Below are 20,807 nucleotides of genomic sequence, written 5' to 3'. Positions count from 1 at the left end.
GTGCGCACCAACCAGTGGATGAGGAAGCTCCTCGCGGACGCGGGCCCGGCCGGTCCGGCCGGTCTCTCCGGTCTGTCCTCGTCGGACGTCCCCCCGATGTTCCAGGAGGTGGTCGAGCGCGGCTGGTCGGTCACGGAGAGCGGCGCGCGGGTGCTGACCGATCTCCGCCCCGACCCGGCGGGGTCGTACTTCGACCGGCTGGCGGAGGAGACCACGGTCAACGGCCGGGGGATGACGGACTACGACCTGTCCACCGAGCCCGCCGACGCGGCCGACCGCGCGAACGTGCTGCTGCGCCGCTGCCTCGCGTACGCCGCCGGGTGCCTGCGGGCGGCGCGGGACCACTTCGGCGACGACGCGGTGCGGGCGTACGTCTCGCTGTCCCTCGGCGGGCTCGACGACGACCTGCTGACCGCCCAGGTCACGTTCTGCACCCCGCTGCCGGACACCGCGCCCTACATCGCGGACCTGGAGCGGGTGGAGGACGCCGCGGTGGCGGAGCTCTCCGTGGGCGACTGCCCGGACGGGGGGACGGCGTAGGTCACCGGGAGGCCCACCAGGTCGCGGGCGCCGCGACGGTGTAGCCCAGCGACTCGTACAGCGGCCTGCCCAGCTTCGAGGCGGTGAGGGTGACCGGCAGGTCGGCCAGGTGGGCGAGGGAGCCGAGCATGACGGCCCGTCCCACGCCGCGCGACCGGAACGCCGGCGAGGTGCCGACCCAGTAGTGGCTGCCGATGCCGTCGTCCACGACGGTGAGACCGGCGCCGGCGGGCACGCCGTCGTGGACGGCGAGGAACACGTCCACGCCCGGCGTCTCGATCAGCGCCGCCGGGAACAGCTCGCCGGGGCGGTACGGCTGGAATCCGGCCAGCTCGAATCCCTCGATCGCGATCCGCTCGGCCGCCTGGAGGTCCTCGGGCCGCCGTACCCGGATCACGTCCATGGCCGGCTCGCCGACGGGGCCGGGCGGGCGCAGCATGACCGGCATCTGCCAGCCGCGCAGACCCAGGTCGCTCAGGTCGGTCGAGCTGAACGGGTCCTCGGCGTTCACCGGCCCCGCGGCTCCGCGTACCAGCGCACCCAGCTCGTCCAGTTCGCCCGGGTCGAGTACCGGCTCCTGAACGAGAATCCGCAGGCCGGCGCGCGCGTCGCCGTCGACCGCGACGAATCCACGCCGCCGGACGACCTCGTGCCCCCGGCTGCGCCCGGTCGCGGTCCAGAGGGCGGCGGAGTTACGGGCCTGACGCGTCGGCGCGTCACTGAGGGCTACGGACGGGGGCCGGTCGGCGGAGGTGGATCGTGTTGTCATGACACTTACGGTAGTGCCCAATTGCCCCATGGAAGGGGCCAATTCGGCCTGATCCGATTGGGCCACCTGTGGCCCGGGGAGGGCGGGACTGTCGGAGTACGGCGGAGGGCGGGCGCGAGCGGGCGGGTGCAGGTGAGCACGGACGGACACGGGCAGGCACGAGATATTTACCCAGCGCACGCATGAAGTCAGTCCTTGCATTAGCCCGCGTCCGCAAGTAATCTCTTCATCTGCAAGGCGCGCTCGCATGCGAATGCGGCGCCCGTACGGCGGGGCCCCACCCCGTCCCCCTCCCCCCACATCCCGCAAAGGCACCCCCCCATGTCGCTCAAGAACCTCCTCCCCGGCCGTCTCGGCTTCGGCACCGCCCCGCTCGGCAACATGTTCCGCGCCATCCCCGACGCCGAGGCCGCCGCCACCGTCGAGGCCGCCTGGGAGCACGGCATCCGTTTCTACGACACCGCCCCCTTCTACGGCGCCGGCCTGGCCGAGGAGCGGCTCGGTGAGGTCCTCGCCGGCAAGCCCCGCGACGAGTTCGTCCTGTCCACCAAGGTCGGCCGGGTCATCCTGGACGAGCACGAGACGGACGTGCCCGACTTCGGCGAGAAGGGCGGACTGTTCGAGCACGGCAACCCGAACAAGATCCTCCACGAGTGGACCGCCGACGCCACCGAGCGTTCCATCGAGGGCAGCCTCAAGCGGCTCGGCACCGACCGCCTCGACATCGTCTGGGTCCACGACATCGCCCAGGACTTCCACGGCGACGCGTGGCTGGCCAGGTTCGAGGAGGCCCGCACCGGCGCCTTCCGCGTGCTGTCCCGCCTCCGCGACGAGGGCGTCATCAAGGCCTGGGGCCTCGGCGTCAACAAGACCGAGCCCGTCGAGCTGACCCTCGCCCTCGACGAGCCGCAGCCCGACGGCTTCCTCCTCGCCGGCCGCTACACCCTCCTCGACCACGCGCACGCCCTCACCCGCCTGCTGCCCATGGCCCAGGAGCAGGGCGTCGACATGGTCGTCGGCGGCCCGTACAGCTCCGGCATCCTCGCCGGCGGCACCCACTTCGAGTACCAGCAGGCCCCCGCCGAGATCATCGAGCGCGTCGGGAAGCTGAAGGCGCTGGCCGCCGGCCACGGTGTGAGCATCAAGGCCGCGGCGCTGCAGTTCTCCCTCGCCCACCCGGCGTCCGCCGCCGCCGTACCGGGCGCCACCCGCCCCAGCCGTATCGCCGAGGACACCGCCGCGCTGAACGAGACGGTCCCGGCGGCGTTCTGGACCGACCTGCGCGCGGCGGGCCTGGTCAGCCCGGCGGCCCCGCTCCCGAACAACGCCTGACCTTCCACCCCGTCCCCCCACACACAGCAACAGGAGAAGCGCCATGGCTTCCGCGTCCGTCTCCCGCGTCCTCCCCGCCTCCCCCCAGCAGGTCTGGGGCCTCATCGGCGGCTTCGACGCCCTCCCCGACTGGCTCCCCTACATCCCCGAGTCCACCGCTCTCGAAGGCGGTCGCGTCCGCCGCCTGACCAACCCCGCCGGCGACGTCATCATCGAGCGCCTCGTCGACTTCAACGAGGCGGAGCGGCACTACAGTTACGCCATCCTCGAAGCCCCGTTCCCCGTCGAGGGCTACGTCTCCACCCTCCGCGTCCACGCGGTCCCCGGCCGCGAGGACCTCGCCGAGGTCCAGTGGTCCGGCCGCTTCCACCCCAGGGGCGTCACCGAGCAGGAGGCCGTCGACCTCTTCACCGGCATCTACGCCGACGGCCTCGACGCCCTCCACCAGGCACTCACCGCCTGAGGCCGGCACCCGCGGGCCCCCCGGCGCGGCGCCGCTCTCGTCGGGCCGCCGCCGGAAGGTGTCGCGCGGTCAGACCGTGCGGCGGTTGCCCCGCTCGTCGCAGGGCAGCTCCGCGGCCGGGTGGTTCGCCGTGTAGTCGCGGGTCGCCTGGCGTTCCGCCTCGGCGATGGCCGTCGGCGGCACGTCGATGATGCCGCCGAACGGACGGTCGACGTCCCGGATGATGCACAGCGCCGTCGTCAGGAGCGCCGTGATCACCACGAGGGTGATCAGCTGGCCCCGGTTGTTCCTTCGGGGCAGACAGATCCCGAGGGCCATGACGGTGATGACCAGGGTGGCGAGCAGGAACCAGAGGATGGCGCTGGGGATGCTGGCGGTGGCCTGGGTGAGCCGCTCCTCCCGCTCGTCGGACCGTTTGTTGTCGGCGGCGATCAGCATGCCGAAGGCCGGCTGGCCCTCCAGCGTGCGGAAGGTCCGGCGGAAGTCCGTCGACCACACGCTCGGCGCGGCAGAGCCCTCGCCGTCGGCCATCGCCGGCCATTCCTGGGTGCGTACGGCACGGGCGTAGCAGACGGCGGCCGCCTGGATCCGGGCCCGCTGGGCGGCGGGCGCGTACTCGGCCGTCTCCACGATCTGGTCCAGGGCCCGCGCCTCACCGCGCGAGGCCACCTCGGCCTTCCCGTAGGAACCGTTGGCCGTGACCAGCACGAAGGCCAGCAGCAGGACGGTCAGCGTCAGCAGCGGACCGACCAGGTCCTTCACTGCCATGCCGGTGTCGTCGTCCTCGCTCAACAGCCGTGGCCGCAGCCATCGGTTGGCGGCGAGGCCGGCGAGCAGAGCGAGTGCGGCGACCACGATGACGAGGACCACGGGCGATTGCCTCCGGGGAACGACTGGGGGCCGGCGGGGCCCCTCGCAGGAGGACCGCCTCGGCCGGTACGGGCGGGAGCGGCGATCATGACCCGGCAGGTCACGCGGCCGGAACAGAGGAAACGTTCGCTCACCCCCGCACGGGGGACACCCTTGCGCCGGCGGGAGCACCGGGGCCCGCCCCGGCCGGGAGCGGGCAGGGAGCTGAAAGGGGAGCGGGATGCGCCACGATGTCGCCATGACCGCCTCGCACACGACGCCCGCCACACCGTCCGCGACCGACGCCACCGACGGAATAGCCTGGCTCGCCGCCCCCCGGTCGATCGTCTACGGGGGCTACAGCGTGCTCCTCGCTCGTGGGCTGGGATCCGGGGAGCTCGTCGACCGGTTCGCGGCCACCGTTCTCGGGCCGGAGCGCGCCGTGTGTCCCGTGGGTGAGGTGACGGGCGAGGAGCTGGTCGAGCTGCTGGAGGACGAGTACGGGGGCGTCCACGAGGAGATCGCGCTCCGGCACGGGGAGCACGAGGGATGGGCGTACGCCGTCATGTACGGCGGCTGGCCCAGCGAACTGGGCAGCCTGCTGCCCGTCTCGCGCGACGGCGCCCACGTCTTCCACCTGGTGTTCGAGGAGGAGAACGGCAAGCCGGTGCCGCCGTGGTTCACCTACGTCCACGACGAGCGCCTGCTGTGCGCCTTCAACCTCCACCTGGACCGCTCCTGGGGCCACGACGGCGTGGAGGGCGAACCCGAGGCGGCGGCGCCGCTGCAACGGCTGCTGAACGCCGCCGGCCTGCCCGACGAGAACCTGCCCCACCGCGACGCGCACCGCGTCTCCCTGGAGGTCCTCGAACGCCACTTCGCCCTCACCCTGCCCCGTGCGCGCATCCTGGGCACCGCGCTCCCCGCGGTGGTCCTGGAGTCGGACTGAGCATCGGCGGGTCCGACAGCCGGCGCGGTGGCGGGCGCGGCCCGAGGGGCGCTCGCGCGCACGCCCGCCGACCCGCCGCTCAGCGCATGACCGTCGCCGTGAAGGCCGCGATGTCGCGGGCCACCCGGGCCGGCCGTTCCCAGTGGACGACGTGTCCGGCGCCCTCGTGGACGATCAGCCGGGCGCCCGGGACGGCGTCCAGCATCGTCTGCTGGTCCTCGGGCGTCAGTACGGGGTCCCGGTCGCCCCGGACGACCAGCGTGGGCACCAGGATTCCCGCCAGCGTCGCCCGCAGATCGGTTTCGAGCAGCCCGCGCAGCGTCTCCCGCCACACGTACGCGGGGGCCTTCAGGCTCTCCTCGACGACGGTCTCCAGGAAGCCGCGCCCGACGGGGGCCTCCGTCAGACCGGAGACGAAGCGCTCGGCGAGCTCGCGGCTCACCGGATCCTCCAACTGGACGACCGGAGCGCCCCCGGGCCCGCCCGCCTCCGCGTACGGAAGCGCCGGCCCGTGCCGCAGAACCACCCGGCGCACGACGACACCACCGACCACGGGGCCCTCCTCTCCGCCCCTCCCTTCCCAGCGTAGGCCTCCCCCGCGCGGGGGACCCGCCCGCGCGGACCGCCTCTTCCCGGCACGGACCTTCCCCCGGAATTCGTCAGGAATCGAGAAGCACGTCTCGGTTGCGCCCAACTAGGTTGGCGGGCATGGACATCACCATTCACACCACCGTCCTTCCGCACGACGACCCCGACGCCTCGCTGCGGTTCTACCGGGACACCCTCGGGTTCGAGGTGCGCAGCGACGTCGGGCAGGGGCGGACCCGGTGGATCACCGTCGGACCCGCCGGGCAGCCCGGTACGTCGATCCTGCTCGCGCCGCCCGGGGCCGACCCCGGCATCACCGAGGACGAGCGGCGGACCATCGCCGAGATGATGGCCAAGGGCACGTACGGCTGGATCCTGCTGGCCACCCCCGACCTCGACGGCGTCTTCGAGAAGGTGCAGGCCGGGGACGCCGAGGTCGTGCAGGAGCCGACCCAGCAGCCGTACGGCGTGCGCGACTGCGCCTTCCGCGATCCCGCCGGCAACCTCGTCCGCTTCCAGGAAGTCCGCTGAGCCGTCCGACGGGACCGGCACCGCGCCGGTCCGTCCGACGGCACGGCGTCGCTCCGGGCCGTCCGCTTCCGGGAAGCAGGGCCTCCGCCGCTTCCCGGAAGCCCGTCGAAAGGATTCCTCCCATGTGTCATCCTGCGTGGATGAGCGCACTGACCGAAGCACAGCGCCTGAGTGATCTGGCGCGGCTGCGCCGTGTGCGTGACCGGATGGACCGCGAGTACGCGCAGCCTCTCGACGTCGAGGCCCTCGCCAGGGGCGTCAGCATGTCGGCCGGCCACCTCAGCCGGCAGTTCCGGCAGGCCTACGGCGAATCGCCGTACTCGTACCTCATGACCCGGCGCATCGAGCGCGCCATGGCCCTGCTCCAGCAGGACGGGCTGAGCGTCACCGACGTCTGTTTCACCGTCGGCTGCTCCTCGCTCGGCACCTTCAGCACCCGCTTCACCGAGCTCGTCGGCGTCTCGCCCAGCGTCTACCGGCGCCAGGTCGCGGACGGCGAGGCCGGCCTGCCGTCCTGCGTCGCCAAGCAGGTCACCCGACCGGTCAGGAATCGAGAAGCACCCGTCGCCGCCCGCGCCTAGCGTGAACGGCATGAACACCATCGCCTCCGTCACCGTCGAGGTGGCCGACCTCCCGGCCGCCGACCGTTTCTACACCGCCTCCGGCCTGGGCTCGTGGGTCCGCCTGCGTGCCTCGGACGCCCCGGCCTCCGGCTTCCGCGGGGTCTCCCTCTCGCTCACCGTCTCCCAGCCGGCCGACGTCCGGTACCTGGTCGACGCCGCCCTCGACGCGGGCGCCACCGTCCTCAAGCCCGTCTCGAAGTCCTTCTGGGGGTACGGCGGCGTCTTCCGGGCCCCCGACGGGACCGTCTGGAAGGTCGCGACCTCCGCGAAGAAGGACACCGGCCCCGCGACCGGGCACGTCGACCAGTTCGTCGTCCTCCTCGGCGCCTCGGACGTGGCCGAGACCCGGAAGTTCTACGTCGAGCACGGCCTGACCGTCGCCAAGAGCTTCGGCCGCAAGTACGTCGAGTTCGACGCCGGGGACAGCCCCGTCAAGCTCGCCCTCTACGGGCGCCGCGCCCTCGCCAAGGACGTCGGCCTCCCCGTCGACGGCGAGGGCTCGCACCGGATCGTCCTCGGCTCGACCGGCGGCACCGCCTTCACCGACCCGGACGGCTTCGTCTGGGAGACCGCCGGGGCCGACGCCGAGGCCGCCGCGACCTCCGCCGAAACCCGTCGCTGACATCCGTACGCGTACCCGTACCCGTACCGCAGACGACACCCCCGCACCATCACCTCCCCGCTCTCCCCGCTCTCCCCGAGAGGAATCCCGTCATGACCAGCGCGCGCACCACCTCCCCGAGCAGCACCGCCGACGCCAAGAAGTACGACGGCTTCACCGACGACGAGCGCGACGCCATGAAGGAGCGCGCCAAGGAGCTGAAGTCCACGGCCCGGCGCGGTTCGCGGGCCCCCAAGGCCGACGGCGAGACCGAGGTGCGCGCCAAGATCGCCGAGATGCCGGACGCCGACCGCGTCCTCGCCGAGCGGATCCACGAGATCGTCCGGACCGCCGCCCCGGAGCTCGCCCCGAAGCTCTGGTACGGGATGCCCGCCTACGCCAGGGACGGCAAGGTCGTCTGCTTCTTCCAGAGCGCGCAGAAGTTCAAGAGCCGGTACGCCACCCTCGGCTTCAGCGACCTCGCGCAGCTCGACGACGGCGCCCTGTGGGCCACCAGCTACGCCCTGACCACGCTCACCGCCGACGACGAGGCCCGGATCGCCGCGCTCATCACGCGGGCGGCCGGCTGACGGAGGCGGGCCGGGAGCGGCTGGGGGGCGGATCGGCGCCGATCCGCCCCCCAGCCGCTCCGGAAATTCGAAGCGACGTGCGGTGGAATTTGTCATGTAAACGCATGGGATGACAGGGGGTGAAATCTTCACCCCGCACACGTCGTCCCACCGTGCTACTGTCGATAACAGTTGCAGTTGTGGGTCCCGAACGTACGAGTGCCCTCTTCCGGTTTCTCCGGCGCTGGGCACCCTTTTTCATTTCCGGACTTTTTGGAGCAGTGACATGGCAACCGGCACCGTGAAGTGGTTCAACTCGGAAAAGGGTTTCGGCTTCATCGAGCAGGACGGTGGCGGCCCTGACGTGTTCGCCCACTACTCGAACATCGCCGCCCAGGGCTTCCGTGAGCTGCTGGAGGGCCAGAAGGTGACCTTCGACGTCGTGCAGGGCCAGCGGGGCCTGCAGGCCGAGAACATCGTCCCTTCCTGAAACCGAAACGTCGTACGCGTCGCGAGAACTGGGGCCCGCACCTTCGGGGTGCGGGTCCCAGTCCTTTGCACCGTTCCTTTTCTCACCACTGATCGGCCGCGGGAATTCCCTGCCCGGATCATCTCTGGACCACTTCTCCGCAGGAGTCACCATGCGCTGTGTCATCGCCCGCTTCCCCTTCGAGCTGACCAAGGCCGGAGTGATCGAATCGATGAAGGGCGTCAAGCCCGAGCCGGCCGTCGGCGACGTCGTCGTCATCGGCCGCCGTCAGTTCCCCGTGAAGCAGGTGGGTGAGGCCGTCACCCGCCAGGACCGCCGCGACTTCAGCGCCGGCGAGGTCACGCGGGCCATGACCAAGCTCGGCTTCACGTGCCTCACCGTGCCTGCCGCCGGTGCGGCCGACCCGGTGGCCGGAGAGCCCTCCGAGACGTTCTGACGGCAGGACCCGGACCCCGGTCCACCAGGGCCCCGGTCCGGCCGGACCCCGGCGGGTACCCCGTAAGGGGCGCCCGCCGGGTCGTACGGCGGTCCGACGGCGGCCGTACGGCCCGTACCTCAGTGGTCGAAGTAGCTGAAGTCGCCCACCGTCCAGGCGCTCACGTCCGCCAGGGCCACCCGGTACATCCCGCCGGTCTCCGGGATGCCCACCGTGCCCTGGAGGATCCGGGCGAGGTGGAAGTGCAGATGGGTCGGGGGACCCTCCTCGCGTGCGGAGGGGCTGAACACTCCGGAGAACTCACCGAGGCGGGCCGAGTCCGTCAGGACCTCCGACACGCGTTGTCTCCACAGGGCTTCCGGGGCTAGCCGGCCGGTGAGAACCACGCCTCCCGCGACCACTGTCAGGGACATCTGATTGCTCTGCCCGGACTCCACCGTTGCGGCGATCTCGACGAGCAGCTCGTCAGGCTTCGACATGGAAGCCCATTCTAGGCGCCCACTCGGGTGCGGGGGTGTCAGCGGGGGGCGGTCTCGTCCGCCGGGAACGCCGGGCCGTGGCCGGGGACGATCACGTCGGCGGCCGCCAGGACCCTGAGCCGCGAGGCCGTCAGGACCGTGTGGTCCGGGGCCACCGGGTCCTCCACCGGGCCGTTCGGCCGCCACCACAGGTCCCCGACGAAGGCGACGACGCCCGTACCGGTCCCCGCGAGGAGCGTGATGTCCTCCGGGCTGTGGCCGGGGGTACGGATGAGCCGCAGCGACGGGGCCAGCTCGTGGCCCTCCGCGTCGCGGTCGGTCCACTGGTCGTTCTCGTAGATCGCCTTGTGGTCGTGGACCCGGGCCCGGCCGAAGAGGCCGACGTTCATGGTGTTGTCGGGGTGGTGGTGGCTGAGCACCACATCGGTGATGTCGTCGGGGCCGAGGCCCAGCGCGGCGAGCGGACCGAGGATCCGGTCGCGGCTCGCCACCATGCCGGGGTCGACGATCACATGCCGGTCCCCGTCCCTGACGTAGGAGACGGTGGCGGCGACCCCGGGGCCGGTGGAGAGCGTGTAGCCGGTGGTCAGGACCGTGTACGCGGCGGTACGGGCGAGGGGCGCTTCGGTACGGGGCTCGGCGGTACGGGCGAGGGGCGCGGCGGTGTGCTGTGTCATGCCCCGAGTCTTCTGTGCCGCACCGGCCCGCACGAGTGGCCGTGCTGCCACCGATCGCGGGAATCGTGCCACCCCGGCCCGCTCCCGGCCCCGCCCGTGCCACACTCCCGCCATGCCGCCCTTCGTGACCGTCGCCGCCTACGCCCCCGCCGGGGTCGGCATGCTCGGCGCCGGGATCGTCTCCGAGGTGTTCGACGCGCGCGGCGGCGACCTGCCCCGCTTCGACTTCGCGCTCTGCACCGACCGGCCCGGCACCGTCCGCACCGATGTCGGACTGCCGCTCGTCGTCGAGCACGGCCTCGACCGGCTGGCCTCGGCAGACCTGGTGATCGCCCTGCCCTGGGCCGGGTTCCGTACGCCGCCCGGACCCGCCGTGCTCGACGCCCTGAACACCGCCCACGCGCGCGGTGCGCTGGTCGCCGCGCACTGCGTCGGCGCCTTCGCGCTCGCCTCGGCGGGGCTCCTCGACGGGCGGCGCGCCACCACGCACTGGCGGTTCGCCGGGCTCCTCGCCGAACGCCACCCGGACGTCACCGTCGAACCCGACGCGCTCTACGTCGACCAGGGCCCGGTCGTCACCGGCGCGGGCGCCGCCGCCGGCTTCGACCTGTGCCTGCACCTGCTGCGCCGGGAGTACGGCGCCGGCACCGCCAACGCCATCGCCCGTGACCTCGTCCTGCCCTCCCACCGCGAGGGCGGACAGGCCCAGTACCTGGCCACCCCCGTCCCCGAGGACAGCCGGGACGAACGGCTCACCGACGTCCTCGCCTGGGCCCGTGAGCACCTCCACGAGCCGCTGCCCGTCGCGGAGCTGGCCCGCCGGGCCCTGATGAGCCGCCGGTCGTTCGCGCGCCGCTTCGCCGCCTCCACCGGCACCACCCCGCACGCCTGGCTGCTCTCGCTGCGCCTGAGCCGGGCCGAGGAACTCCTGGAGAGCACGGAGCTGCCCGTCGAGGAGGTCGCCCGCGCGGTCGGCTTCGGCAGCGCGGCGGTGCTGCGGGCCCAGTTCGTGCGCCGTCGCGGGGTCCCACCGCGCGCCTACCGGCGTTCGTTCACCCGGACGCCGTGACGGTCGAGCCCGTCGAAGGCCCTGTCGGGGGTTCCTGCGGAGGGCCGGCCGGGGGCTCCGGCGGGCCCGTCGGCGGTTCCTTCGGCTGTCCCTCCAGCGAGTCCTTCGCCAGGAACGCCACCACCGCCAGGGCGAAGAGCAGCGCCAGCGCGAGCCCCAGCACGACCCAGCCCGTCGGGTGCGGCCAGAACACGCACGCCGCCGCCGCGCCCGCGACGAGCAGCCAGGTGATCCACCTGCGGTACCGGCGTACGAAGGGGCCCACCGGTCCGGTCCGCAGGCCCGCCCGGTCCGCGGTGGTGCGGGTGGCGGAGATGCCGTCGTCCCAGAGCCTCCGGGTCAGGACGGCGGGGCGGCTCGGGCCGGAGAGCCAGGCCGCGAGCGCGAGCAGGACGCCGAGCGTCGCGTACACCCGTACCGAGGTGCGGAGGTAGCGGACCAGGGTGTCGTAGAGGGTGCCCGCGGCGGCCGGGGAGACGGTGGCCGGGAGGGCGTTCAGATAGACCGTGCGGAACACGGTGAGGGCCACCCCGAGGACCACCGCCGCCACCGCCACGCCGAGCGCCGCCGCGATCAGGGTGCGGCGGCGGCCCGCCGCGAGCAGCACCCCGCCGACGACGAGCAGCACCGCGATCACCGGCAGCCACATGCCCATCTTCTGGAGCAGCCCGAAGGCCGTCTTCACCTTCCCGATGTCCTCGGACTGGACGACGGTGAAGTCGGTGTGGACCTCGGGGATCTTGCCCGCGACCGTGAGGCCGGAGTCGACCAGCCGCTCCTTCACCCGGTCGATCACGGGGGCCAGGTCGATGGTGACCGTGTCCGTGCCGATCTTCACGGCCCCGTCGTCGCTGCCGGTCAGGGCCCGGTCGAGGGAGGTGTGGATGGCCCGGTTGGCGTCGATCCAGATCGTCTTGAAGGCCGGGGAGGCGACGACGTCCTGCGCGCGGTCGTGGACGAAGCTGCCGACCGCGCTCTCCAGGGAGCCGCCCAGCTTGCCGAGCGCCTTCTCGACCAGCGGCCGCTGGTCGGGCGCGACCCCCTCCAGGAGGGAGGCCAGGTCGATGTGGTCCATGACCGCGGTCGTCACCCGGTCGGCGACGGCGGCCTGCACGTCCGGGTCCGAGGCGAGCGGGGTGACCGTCTGCACGTAGCGGTCGGTGTCCCCGACGATGTCCGAGGTCCAGGAGGCGACGATCCCCAGCGGGACGAGCACACAGCCGATGACGATCAGCAGGGCGGAGAAGAAGGACCGGAGGCGGTGGTGGGGCGGGCGGGCCGCCGCGCCGCCCGTCCTCGCCTCGTGTTCGAGGGCGGCCACGCGGGCGCGGAGCCTCGCGAGTTCGTCGGCGCCGCCGCCGCTGCCCGTACCGGCACCGGACTCAGCATCGGCATTCATGGCGCCCACTCCTCGTCGTCACATCTCGTCGTCACATGTCGTCGCCACATGTCGAAACGGGGCAATTCAGCGCAATTCTGCGAGACGGGGGTCGTTCTGTCGTCCCGAGAGGGGCGTCGGAGGGACGATCGGGGTGATCATGCGGGGATGAAGCTGCGCTGTGCCGTCCTCGACGACTACCAGGGGGCCGCCCTGGCCTCCGCCGACTGGAGCCCGCTCGCCGACCGGGTCGACGTACGCGTCCTGCGGGAGCACCTCACCGACCGGGACGCGCTGGCCGAGGCCCTGGCGGACTGCGAGATCCTCGTCGTCATGCGGGAGCGGACCCCCGTCGACGCCGGGCTCCTGGACCGGCTCCCCCGGCTGCGGCTCCTCGTGACCTCCGGGATGCGCAACGCCTCCGTCGACGTGGCCGCCGCCCGCGCGCGCGGGATCACCGTCTGCGGCACCGCCAGCAGCTCGGAGCCGCCCACCGAACTCACCTGGGCGCTGCTGCTCGGCCTGGCCCGCCACGTACCCGCCGAGGCCCGGTCCCTGCGCGAGGGCGGCCCCTGGCAGTCCACCGTCGGTACGGACCTCGCCGGCCGGACCCTGGGGCTGGTGGGGCTCGGCAAGATCGGCGCCCGGGTGGCCCGGATCGGCCTCGCCTTCGGGATGCACGTACGCGCGTGGAGCCCGAACCTGACGGAGGAACGGGCGGCCGAGCACGGCGCCGGGTACGCGAAGGACCTGCGGGAACTGCTCGCGGAGAGCGACTTCGTCTCGCTCCACATGGTGCTCTCGGACCGCACCCGCGGGCTGCTCGGGGAGCCGGAACTACGGGCGATGCGCCCGCACGCGTACCTCGTCAACACCTCGCGGGCGGGGCTGGTCGACGGCGGTGCGCTGCTGCGGGCGCTGCGCGAGGGGTGGATCGCGGGGGCCGGGCTCGATGTCTTCGAGACCGAGCCGCTGCCCCTGGACGACCCCCTGCGGTCCCTGCCGAACGTCCTCGCCCTGCCGCACCTCGGCTATGTGACGGAGGGGAACTACGGGCGGTACTTCGGGCAGGCGGTGGAGGACATCGAGGCGTTCCTGGCGGGGTCGCCGGTACGGGAACTGGGCTGAGCGGGGATCGGGCCGGCTCCGGCCCTCACTCCAGGCTCGTGCGGGCCAGTTCCATGAACTCCTCGTCCGTCAGGCCGAGTTCGCGGGCGTCCGCCGCCGCCTCGCGGAGCCGGGAGACGAGGCGGGCGCGGTCGGGAGCGGTGGCGCCGGGGACGATGACGGCGCCCCGGCCCCGGCGGAGTTCGATGAGGCCCTCCTCGCGGAGCCGCTGGTAGCCACGGAGGACGGTGTGGACGTTGACGCCGAGGGAGTCGGCGAGCTCCCGGGCGGCCGGGAGGCGTTCGCCGGGTGCGGCGGAGCCGTCGGCGAGGGCGCCCCGGACGCAGGCGGCGATCTGGTCGCCGAGGGGCACGGCGGAGGCCGGGTCGACACGGAAGAGCACGTTCAGACCTTCCCATGCCGCTCGACGAGCGTGTTGAGGAGGGCGGCGGCGGTGCCCGCGTCGGGCACGGTGACCGCGAACTCCCGGCCGCTGTCCCGCCGTACGACCAGGGTCTCCCCGGTACGGACGATCACGCCCGTGCGGTGGGCCCTGACCCGGTAGCCCCAGCCGCCGAACTCGCCGAGGACCGCGGCCGTGTCCAGCTCCCTGACGCTCGCCCCGGCGACCTCGCCGAGCGGGACCCTGACGCGGGGCCGGGGGACCAGGGAGGGCCGTACGGTGACGCCGCGGCGGTCGACGGTGACCCGGACCCGGGCGAGGGCGAGCCCCGGCACCCCGATGACGAGGCCGAGCAGCGCGAGCAGCGCGCCGGGCCAGGGTGCGAGGAGCAGTCCGACGGGGACGGCGGCGAGGACGAGCACGCCGAGGACGGTCAGCGGCCCCGACGCGGTGGCGTGGGACCAGCCCGCGACCTCGCTCGCGCCGAGCGGGAGCCGGGGGCCGTCGGGGGCCCCGTCGCGGGCGGCGGGCGGCGCGCCCTCGGGGACGAGCTGGGTCAGGCCCCACCCGACGATCCCGAGCACCGCGGCGGTCGCCGCGGCGAGCGCGAGGTTCAGGAGGGGCGAGGAGACCTGCGCGGGGTCGGTGACGTCCAGGTTGTCCCGTACGACGAGGACGAGCAGCGCACCGGCGAAGCCGGCCGTCGCCCAGGCGCCCCAGAGGGAGGCGTGGCGGACGAGGGCCGTCCAGCCCGCGCCGAGGGTGAGAAGCAGGGCGACGCCGACGACGGCGAAGGCGGTGCGGCCGGTGAAGCCGTCGGGGCGGCCGTCGAGGCCGAAGTGGGTGGCGAGGGTGTCGGGGAGCCGGTCGTGCCGGAGGACGAGCAGCAGGACGTACACGGTGAGCGCGAGGACGAACGGGAGCGCGGCGAGGGCGCGGAGACGGGGTGTGGATCGGTTCATGGAGCCTCCCTTGTTCGCACCAGGATAGAACAAGTTGTTCGTACTTCGCTAGAACAACTAGACCTCCAATCCGGATGCCTCGGCACGTCGGGGCCCGGGAACGTCGACGCGGCGGCGGCCGTGAAGGCCGCCGCCGCGTCGAAGCAGGCAGGGAGGGGACGGAGGGGCGAGGTCGCCGGCCGGGCGCTGCTCGGACCTCGTCGGCCGGGTCCTCGGAGCTCGTCAGCCCCGGTCGTCGCCCTCCAGGGCCTCCCGCAGCGCCTCGGCGAATTCCGCCGGGGCGCCCTGCTGTCCGAACTCGCCGCCCAGGAAGCCGCCGTGGTGGCTCGGGAAGACGGCGAGCGGGGCGCCCAGGCCCTCGGCGACGGCGGCCGCCGCGCGGGCGGCGAGCTGACCCTCCGACTCCTTGCCCGCCGCGAGGACGATCCGGGTCGGCGCGGCGCGCAGGGCGGTGAAGTCGGGGCGGTAGGAGGTGCAGCCCCGCATGTTCTGGCCGAGCAGCGGGTCGCCGCGCGAGCCGTCGTCCTCGGCGGGCAGGCCGAAGGCGGCCGGGTCCGGGGCGGGCTCCTCCGCCCAGTCCGCCGGGAACGGGCCCGTCCGGCTCGTCAGCGCGAGGAACTTCGCCATCCCGGGCCCCCAGCCGTCCCGCAGATACGTCGCGTGGACGTCCTCGCAGGCCCCGAGGGCCGCCTCGCGGTCCGGGAGGACCTGGGCCGTCGGCGGCTCGTGCGCGACGAGGGTGTGCACCAGGTCGCCGCGGGCGGCGACGAGGGCGAGGGCGTTGACGGCGCCGCCGCTGCTGGCGAAGACGTCCACCGGGCCGGCGCCGAGCGCCTCGATCAGCCGGGCCAGGTCGTCGGCGTGCTCCTCGGGAAGCGTCTCCGCCGCGCCGTCGGTGCGCTCGCTGCGGCCCACCCCGCGCGGGTCGTACGTGACGACGGTGCGGTCGGCGAAGTGGGAGGCGAGCGTGGTGAAGCCGGTCGCGTCCATCGGCGAACCGATCAGCAGCAGGGGACGCGGCTCGGTCCCCGTGCCGGGGCGCACGTCGTAGCGTAGGGTCGCGCCTGCGGTGTCCAGGGTGCGGGTGTCGGTCTCGGCCATGGTGCTCTCCTCGGTGGTGAGTCAGTCATGGGGTAGACGGCCGGCGGCACCGGAACTCATCGCAGAGGGCGCCGGCGGCTACTCGCCGCACTCGTGGACGGCCGAGTCCACGACGACACGGTCCAGCAGGCCGCGCAGGAGGGCCTGTTCCGCCTCGGTGAGGTCGCCGAAGAGCTCCCGCTCGGCCTCCCGCACGGCCTCGTCGATGCGTTCGAGCGCGGCGGTGCCGGCCGAGGTGATCTCGACGATGTGGCGGCGGCGGTCGGCCGGGTCCCGGCGGCGCTCGGCGAGCCCGGAGGCCTCCAACTCATTGAGGATCGCGACCAGTTGGCTCGGGTCGAGCTCCATCGCGAGGGCGAGCTCGCGCTGGCTCGTGGCCCCGGGGGCGAGCTGCATCAGCGTCATCGCGTTGCGCGGGTGCAGCCCGGCGACACCCAGGGCGGCGCGGATGCGCGCACCGGTGAGCTCTCCGCGGAAGGAGAGGAGAAAGCCGAGGCGATCGGTCGGGAGAGCTGCCATGCCGTCCACGGTAACAAGAACATCTCGATTGTGGAGCGGCGTGAATCGTTGTTACTCTTCAACGGTTGTCGTCCCCATACCGTTGGAGCCCTTCCATGTTCATCGCCTACGCCGTCGTGGCGGCCCTGCTCGCCCTCACGTCACTCGGCTCCGCCTTCATGACGTTCACCAAGAACCCGCAGGTCATCGGCAGCATGACCAAGGTGGGCGTCCCGGAGAGCGCGCTGCCGTGGCTCGCGACGGCCAAGGCGGCGGGCGCGGCCGGCCTGCTCGTGGGCCTCTTCGTTCCGCTGCTCGGTGAGGCCGCGGCGGTGGGCCTGGTGCTCTACTTCGCCGGCGCCGTCATCTCCCACCTGCGGGTGAAGGACTACGAGCTGGCCCCGGCGGCGGTCCTCACGCTGGTCGCGGCGACCGCGCTGGTCCTGCGCATAGCCTCCGCCTGACCCTCACCGGCCTCCACCGAACGCGATACGAGACGTATCGTCTTGTTATTGATCCGTCGGGAGACGGCCCCGCCCGCCGACCCCCGTACGGTGGGCGAGGCCTCCGGAGCGGACCGCGCGGACGAACTCCTCGCCCTCGGTCTCCTCTCCGCCGGGGACCTGACGACCCCGGTCCGGCGACTGTCGGCAGGACAGCGCCGGGAACTGACACGGGAACGGGCGCGGCGCGGCCCGGAACCGACCCCGGCTCCGAGCCCGGTCCCGGCACCCGCCCCCGACAGGCCCTAGTCCTCGTCGGAGGCGCCCTCCAGGTCGCCTTCCGTCTCCAGGAAGACCTGGCGCAGGGCGGCCAGGGTCTCCGGGTCCGGCTTCTCCCACATGCCGCGCGACTCGGCTTCGAGGAGGCGTTCCGCGATGCCGTGCAGGGCCCAGGGGTTGGCGTCCTTCAGGAAGGCCTGGTTCTCCGGGTCGAGGACGTACTCCTGCGTCAGCTTGTCGTACATCCAGTCGGCGACGACGCCCGTCGTGGCGTCGTACCCGAAGAGGTAGTCGACGGTCGCCGCCAGCTCGAACGCGCCCTTGTAGCCGTGGCGGCGCATCGCCTCGATCCAGCGCGGGTTGACCACACGGGCGCGGAAGACCCGGGAGGTCTCCTCGACGAGCGTGCGGGTGCGGACGGTCTCGGGGCGGGTCGAGTCGCCGATGTACGCCTCGGGGGCCGTGCCCCTGAGCGCGCGGACGGTCGCCACCATGCCGCCGTGGTACTGGAAGTAGTCGTCGGAGTCGGCGATGTCGTGCTCGCGGGTGTCCGTGTTCTTCGCGGCGACCGCGATCCGCTTGTACGCGGTCTCCATCTCGGCGCGCGCCGGGCGGCCTTCGAGCCCGCGCCCGTACGCGTAACCGCCCCAGACCGTGTACACCTCGGCGAGGTCCGCGTCCGTGCGCCAGTCCCGCGAGTCGATCAGCTGGAGGATGCCCGCGCCGTACGTGCCGGGGCGGGAGCCGAAGATGCGGGTGGTGGCGCGCCGTTCGTCGCCGTGCTCGGCGAGGTCGGCCTGTGCGTGCGCCCGGACGTAGTTGTCCTCGGCGGACTCGCCCTCCAGGCCGGCGACCAGCCGGACGGCGTCGTCGAGGAGGCCGATGACGTGCGGGAACGCGTCGCGGAAGAAGCCCGAGATGCGCAGGGTGACGTCGACGCGCGGGCGGCCCAGCTCCGCGAGCGGGATCGGCTCCAGGCCGTTGACGCGGCGGGAGGCCTCGTCCCACAGCGGGCGGACGCCGAGCAGGGCGAGCGCCTCGGCGACGTCGTCGCCGGCGGTGCGCATCGCGCTGGTGCCCCACAGGGAGAGGCCGACGGAGGTCGGCCACGCGCCGTTGTCGGTGCGGTAGCGCTCCAGGAGCGAGTCCGCGAGCGCCTGCCCGGTCTCCCAGGCCAGCCGGGACGGCACGGCCTTCGGGTCGACCGAGTAGAAGTTCCGGCCGGTCGGCAGGACGTTGACCAGGCCGCGCAGCGGCGAGCCGGACGGGCCTGCGGGGACGAAGCCGCCGTTCAACGCGTGGACGGCGTGGGTGAGTTCGTCGGTGGTGCCGGCCAGGCGCGGGACGACCTGCTCGCAGGCGAAGCGGAGGACGGCGTGCACCTCGGAGCCGTACGCGGCGGCCACGGCCGGGATCGCGTCCACGGACCAGCCCGCCGCCTCCATGCCCTCGACCAGCTCGCGGGCCCTGGCCTCCGCCTCGTCGGCGGTGGTGCGGGTCGCGGCGGACTCGTCCAGGCCGAGGGCCTCGCGCAGACCCGGAAGCGCCTGCGTGCCGCCCCAGATCTGGCGGGCGCGCAGGATGGAGAGGACCAGGTTGACCCGGGCCTCACCCTCCGGGGCGCCGCCGAGGACGTGCAGACCGTCGCGGATCTGGGCGTCCTTGACCTCGCACAGCCAGCCGTCGACGTGCAGCAGGAAGTCGTCGAAGCCGTCGTCCTCCGGGCGCTCCTGGAGGCCCAGGTCGTGGTCGAGCTTGGCGGCCTGGATCAGCGTCCAGATCTGGGCGCGGATCGCGGGCAGCTTCGCCGGGTCCATGGAGGAGATCTGCGCGTACTCGTCGAGGAGCTGCTCCAGGCGCGCGATGTCGCCGTACGAGTCGGCGCGGGCCATCGGGGGCACCAGGTGGTCGACGAGGGTGGCGTGGACGCGGCGCTTGGCCTGGGTGCCCTCGCCCGGGTCGTTGACCAGGAACGGGTAGATCAGCGGGATGTCGCCGAGGGCGGCGTCGGGGCCGCAGGCGGCGGAGAGGCCGGCGTTCTTGCCGGGCAGCCACTCCAGGTTGCCGTGCTTGCCGAGGTGCACCATGGCGTCGGCGCCGAAGCCGCCGTCCTCGGCGCGGGCGGCGATCCACCGGTAGGCGGCCAGGTAGTGGTGGGACGGCGGGAGATCGGGGTCGTGGTAGATCGCGATCGGGTTCTCGCCGAAGCCGCGCGGCGGCTGGATGAGGATCAGCAGGTTCCCGCGCCGCAGGGCGGCCAGGACGATGTCGCCCTCCGGATTGCGGGAGCGGTCGAGGAACATCTCGCCGGGCGCCGGACCCCAGTGCTCCTCGACGTGGGTGCGCAGTTCGTCGGGGAGCGTCGCGTACCAGCGCTTGTAGTCGGCGGCCGGGATGCGGACCGGGTTCTTCGCGAGCTGTTCCTCGGTCAGCCAGTCCTGGTCGTGGCCGCCGGCCTCGATGAGGGCGTAGATCAGCTCGTCGCCGTCGCCGGAGAGCAGGCCGGGGAGGTCGGCCTCGGGGCCGAAGTCGTAGCCCTCGGCGATCAGGCGGCGGAGCAGCGAGACGGCGGAGGCGGGGGTGTCGAGGCCGACGGCGTTGCCGATGCGGGAGTGCTTCGTCGGGTACGCGGAGAGGACCAGCGCGAGCCGCTTCTCGGCGTTCGGGATGTGCCGGAGGCGGGCGTGCCGGACGGCGATCCCGGCGACGCGGGCGGCGCGCTCGGCGTCGGCAACGTACGCGGGCAGGCCGTCCTCGTCGATCTCCTTGAAGGAGAACGGGACGGTGATGAGCCGGCCGTCGAACTCGGGCACCGCGACCTGGCTGGCGGCGTCCAGCGGGGAGAGGCCCTCGTCGTTCTCCTCCCAGGCGGCGCGCGAGCCGGTCAGGCAGAGCGCCTGGAGGATCGGTACGTCGAGCGCGGCGAGCGCGCCCGCGTCCCAGGCCTCCTCGTCGCCGCCGGCCTGCGCCTCGGCGGGCTTGGTGCCACCGGCGGCGAGGACGGTGGTGACGATGGCGTCGGCGGTGCGGAGGCGGTCGAGCAGCTCCGCCTCCGGGGCGCGCAGGGAGGCCACGTACAGCGGGAGGGCCCGGGCCCCGGCGTCCTCGACGGCCTCGCAGAGGGCGTCGACGAAAGCCGTGTTCCCGCTCATGTGGTGGGCGCGGTAGTAGAGCACGGCGATCGTCGGGCCGTCGGTCGTGCGGGGCGTGCGCTCCAGGGGGCCCCAGGTGGGGGCGGCGGCCGGGGCCTCGAAGCCGTGACCGGTGAGGAGCACCGTGTCGGACAGGAAGCGGGCCAGCTGCTCCAGGTTCGCGGGGCCGCCGTGCGCCAGGTAGGCGTGGGCCTCGGTGGCGACGCCGACCGGGACGGTGGACGCCTCCATCAGCTGGGCGTCGGGGGCCTGTTCGCCGCTGAGGACGACCATCGGCTTTCCGGCCGCGCGGACCGCGTCGAGGCCGTCCTCCCAGGAGCGGAGCCCGCCGAGGAGCCGTACGACGACCAGGTCGGCGCCGTCGAGGAGGGCCGGGAGGTCGGCGAGGGGCAGCCGGGAGGGGTTGGCGTAGCGGTACTCGACCGGGCCGCCGTCGGATCCGGCGGTCGCCGCGCGGGCGCTGAGCAGGTCGGTGTCGGAGTGCGACAGCAGCAGAAGCATGGCGAGCGCAGGCCTTCC

Annotated in this window: 25 protein-coding genes; 14 read left to right on the top strand and 11 right to left on the bottom strand. The window is 73.3% G+C overall.

The features are described 5' to 3' along the window. Positions 1 to 540, top strand: coding sequence for a hypothetical protein (locus ASD33_RS34570; RefSeq protein ID WP_242427275.1), 540 nt, complete (start codon positions 1 to 3; stop codon positions 538 to 540). 1 nt (position 541) lies between these two features. Here ASD33_RS34570 and ASD33_RS26625 read toward each other — a convergent pair whose 3' ends face one another. Beyond that, positions 542 to 1,309, bottom strand: a complete 768-nt coding sequence (locus tag ASD33_RS26625) for a GNAT family N-acetyltransferase (protein WP_056565587.1) — start codon at positions 1,307 to 1,309, stop codon at positions 542 to 544. Between the two features lie 321 nt (positions 1,310 to 1,630). Between ASD33_RS26625 and ASD33_RS26620 the strand changes: the two genes are divergently transcribed. Further along, positions 1,631 to 2,641 (top strand): aldo/keto reductase, encoded by a 1,011-nt coding sequence (locus tag ASD33_RS26620; protein WP_056565584.1) that lies wholly within the window; start codon positions 1,631 to 1,633, stop codon positions 2,639 to 2,641. A 43-nt stretch (positions 2,642 to 2,684) separates the two neighbouring features. Beyond that, positions 2,685 to 3,104 carry an SRPBCC family protein gene (locus tag ASD33_RS26615; RefSeq protein WP_056565581.1) on the top strand — a complete coding sequence of 140 codons (420 nt, stop codon included), beginning with the start codon at positions 2,685 to 2,687 and terminating at the stop codon, positions 3,102 to 3,104. A gap of 69 nt (positions 3,105 to 3,173) precedes the next feature. Here ASD33_RS26615 and ASD33_RS26610 read toward each other — a convergent pair whose 3' ends face one another. Continuing rightward, positions 3,174 to 3,974 carry a DUF4239 domain-containing protein gene (locus tag ASD33_RS26610; protein WP_056565578.1) on the bottom strand — a complete coding sequence of 267 codons (801 nt, stop codon included), beginning with the start codon at positions 3,972 to 3,974 and terminating at the stop codon, positions 3,174 to 3,176. A gap of 238 nt (positions 3,975 to 4,212) precedes the next feature. Between ASD33_RS26610 and ASD33_RS26605 the strand changes: the two genes are divergently transcribed. Continuing rightward, positions 4,213 to 4,902, top strand: a complete 690-nt coding sequence (locus ASD33_RS26605; RefSeq protein WP_063992042.1) for a hypothetical protein — start codon at positions 4,213 to 4,215, stop codon at positions 4,900 to 4,902. Positions 4,903 to 4,981: 79 nt separating this feature from the next. Here ASD33_RS26605 and ASD33_RS26600 read toward each other — a convergent pair whose 3' ends face one another. Then, on the bottom strand, positions 4,982 to 5,455 hold the full coding sequence (locus ASD33_RS26600; protein ID WP_056565573.1) for an alpha/beta hydrolase: 474 nt from the start codon (positions 5,453 to 5,455) through the stop codon (positions 4,982 to 4,984). Between the two features lie 155 nt (positions 5,456 to 5,610). Here ASD33_RS26600 and ASD33_RS26595 point away from each other — a divergent pair, with 155 nt between their 5' ends. From ASD33_RS26595 to ASD33_RS26570, 6 genes are all read left to right on the top strand, one after another. Beyond that, complete coding sequence (locus tag ASD33_RS26595) at positions 5,611 to 6,021, top strand: VOC family protein (RefSeq protein WP_056565760.1); 411 nt, start codon at positions 5,611 to 5,613, stop codon at positions 6,019 to 6,021. A gap of 140 nt (positions 6,022 to 6,161) precedes the next feature. Then, positions 6,162 to 6,602, top strand: a complete 441-nt coding sequence (locus ASD33_RS26590; protein ID WP_056565570.1) for a helix-turn-helix transcriptional regulator — start codon at positions 6,162 to 6,164, stop codon at positions 6,600 to 6,602. A gap of 10 nt (positions 6,603 to 6,612) precedes the next feature. Beyond that, positions 6,613 to 7,266, top strand: a complete 654-nt coding sequence (locus ASD33_RS26585; protein WP_056565757.1) for a glyoxalase — start codon at positions 6,613 to 6,615, stop codon at positions 7,264 to 7,266. 92 nt (positions 7,267 to 7,358) lie between these two features. Further along, positions 7,359 to 7,835: a DUF1801 domain-containing protein gene (locus ASD33_RS26580; protein ID WP_056565567.1), complete on the top strand. Its 477-nt coding sequence runs from the start codon at positions 7,359 to 7,361 to the stop codon at positions 7,833 to 7,835. A gap of 265 nt (positions 7,836 to 8,100) precedes the next feature. After that, positions 8,101 to 8,304 carry a cold-shock protein gene (locus tag ASD33_RS26575; protein ID WP_056565564.1) on the top strand — a complete coding sequence of 68 codons (204 nt, stop codon included), beginning with the start codon at positions 8,101 to 8,103 and terminating at the stop codon, positions 8,302 to 8,304. A gap of 151 nt (positions 8,305 to 8,455) precedes the next feature. Beyond that, positions 8,456 to 8,740 carry an SCO5918 family protein gene (locus ASD33_RS26570; protein ID WP_056565561.1) on the top strand — a complete coding sequence of 95 codons (285 nt, stop codon included), beginning with the start codon at positions 8,456 to 8,458 and terminating at the stop codon, positions 8,738 to 8,740. Between the two features lie 119 nt (positions 8,741 to 8,859). Here the strand turns inward: ASD33_RS26570 and ASD33_RS26565 are convergent, their stop codons facing one another. Together ASD33_RS26565 and ASD33_RS26560 are read right to left on the bottom strand one after the other, a co-directional pair. Beyond that, positions 8,860 to 9,219, bottom strand: a complete 360-nt coding sequence (locus tag ASD33_RS26565) for a hypothetical protein (protein ID WP_056565558.1) — start codon at positions 9,217 to 9,219, stop codon at positions 8,860 to 8,862. Positions 9,220 to 9,257: 38 nt separating this feature from the next. Further along, positions 9,258 to 9,896 carry an MBL fold metallo-hydrolase gene (locus ASD33_RS26560; protein ID WP_056565554.1) on the bottom strand — a complete coding sequence of 213 codons (639 nt, stop codon included), beginning with the start codon at positions 9,894 to 9,896 and terminating at the stop codon, positions 9,258 to 9,260. A 112-nt stretch (positions 9,897 to 10,008) separates the two neighbouring features. Between ASD33_RS26560 and ASD33_RS26555 the strand changes: the two genes are divergently transcribed. Next, positions 10,009 to 10,965, top strand: a complete 957-nt coding sequence (locus ASD33_RS26555) for a helix-turn-helix domain-containing protein (protein WP_056565551.1) — start codon at positions 10,009 to 10,011, stop codon at positions 10,963 to 10,965. Here the strand turns inward: ASD33_RS26555 and ASD33_RS26550 are convergent. Next, positions 10,949 to 12,364: a hypothetical protein gene (locus ASD33_RS26550; RefSeq protein WP_079045034.1), complete on the bottom strand. Its 1,416-nt coding sequence runs from the start codon at positions 12,362 to 12,364 to the stop codon at positions 10,949 to 10,951. The genes ASD33_RS26555 and ASD33_RS26550 overlap by 17 nt on opposite strands. A 147-nt stretch (positions 12,365 to 12,511) precedes the next feature. Here ASD33_RS26550 and ASD33_RS26545 point away from each other — a divergent pair, with 147 nt between their 5' ends. Then, on the top strand, positions 12,512 to 13,471 hold the full coding sequence (locus tag ASD33_RS26545) for a D-2-hydroxyacid dehydrogenase family protein (RefSeq protein ID WP_056565548.1): 960 nt from the start codon (positions 12,512 to 12,514) through the stop codon (positions 13,469 to 13,471). A gap of 25 nt (positions 13,472 to 13,496) precedes the next feature. Here ASD33_RS26545 and ASD33_RS26540 read toward each other — a convergent pair whose 3' ends face one another. From ASD33_RS26540 to ASD33_RS26525, 4 genes are all read right to left on the bottom strand, one after another. After that, positions 13,497 to 13,853, bottom strand: coding sequence for a GntR family transcriptional regulator (locus tag ASD33_RS26540; RefSeq protein WP_056565544.1), 357 nt, complete (start codon positions 13,851 to 13,853; stop codon positions 13,497 to 13,499). Positions 13,854 to 13,855: 2 nt separating this feature from the next. Continuing rightward, the gene (locus ASD33_RS26535; RefSeq protein ID WP_056565540.1) at positions 13,856 to 14,815 is read right to left on the bottom strand and encodes a DUF1648 domain-containing protein; all 960 of its coding nucleotides are present in this window, start codon (positions 14,813 to 14,815) and stop codon (positions 13,856 to 13,858) included. Positions 14,816 to 15,037: 222 nt separating this feature from the next. Beyond that, entirely contained in the window at positions 15,038 to 15,916 is an 879-nt protein-coding gene (locus ASD33_RS26530; protein ID WP_056565537.1) for an alpha/beta hydrolase, read from the bottom strand. Positions 15,917 to 15,994: 78 nt separating this feature from the next. Continuing rightward, complete coding sequence (locus ASD33_RS26525; RefSeq protein WP_056565754.1) at positions 15,995 to 16,435, bottom strand: MarR family transcriptional regulator; 441 nt, start codon at positions 16,433 to 16,435, stop codon at positions 15,995 to 15,997. Between the two features lie 95 nt (positions 16,436 to 16,530). Here ASD33_RS26525 and ASD33_RS26520 point away from each other — a divergent pair, with 95 nt between their 5' ends. After that, positions 16,531 to 16,878 carry a DoxX family protein gene (locus ASD33_RS26520; protein WP_056565533.1) on the top strand — a complete coding sequence of 116 codons (348 nt, stop codon included), beginning with the start codon at positions 16,531 to 16,533 and terminating at the stop codon, positions 16,876 to 16,878. Between the two features lie 48 nt (positions 16,879 to 16,926). After that, positions 16,927 to 17,166: a hypothetical protein gene (locus tag ASD33_RS26515; RefSeq protein WP_199863592.1), complete on the top strand. Its 240-nt coding sequence runs from the start codon at positions 16,927 to 16,929 to the stop codon at positions 17,164 to 17,166. Here the strand turns inward: ASD33_RS26515 and cobN are convergent. Beyond that, positions 17,163 to 20,789: a cobaltochelatase subunit CobN gene (gene cobN / locus ASD33_RS26510; RefSeq protein ID WP_056565527.1), complete on the bottom strand. Its 3,627-nt coding sequence runs from the start codon at positions 20,787 to 20,789 to the stop codon at positions 17,163 to 17,165. The two genes, ASD33_RS26515 and cobN, sit on opposite strands and share 4 nt — an antisense overlap. Positions 20,790 to 20,807: the final 18 nt, after the last annotated feature.

Source organism: Streptomyces sp. Root1304 (assembly GCF_001426405.1).
Taxonomy (GTDB): Bacteria; Actinomycetota; Actinomycetes; order Streptomycetales; family Streptomycetaceae; genus Streptomyces.
Note: the sequence above shows the minus strand (reverse complement) of the source record. Positions and strands in the feature narration are given on the sequence as shown.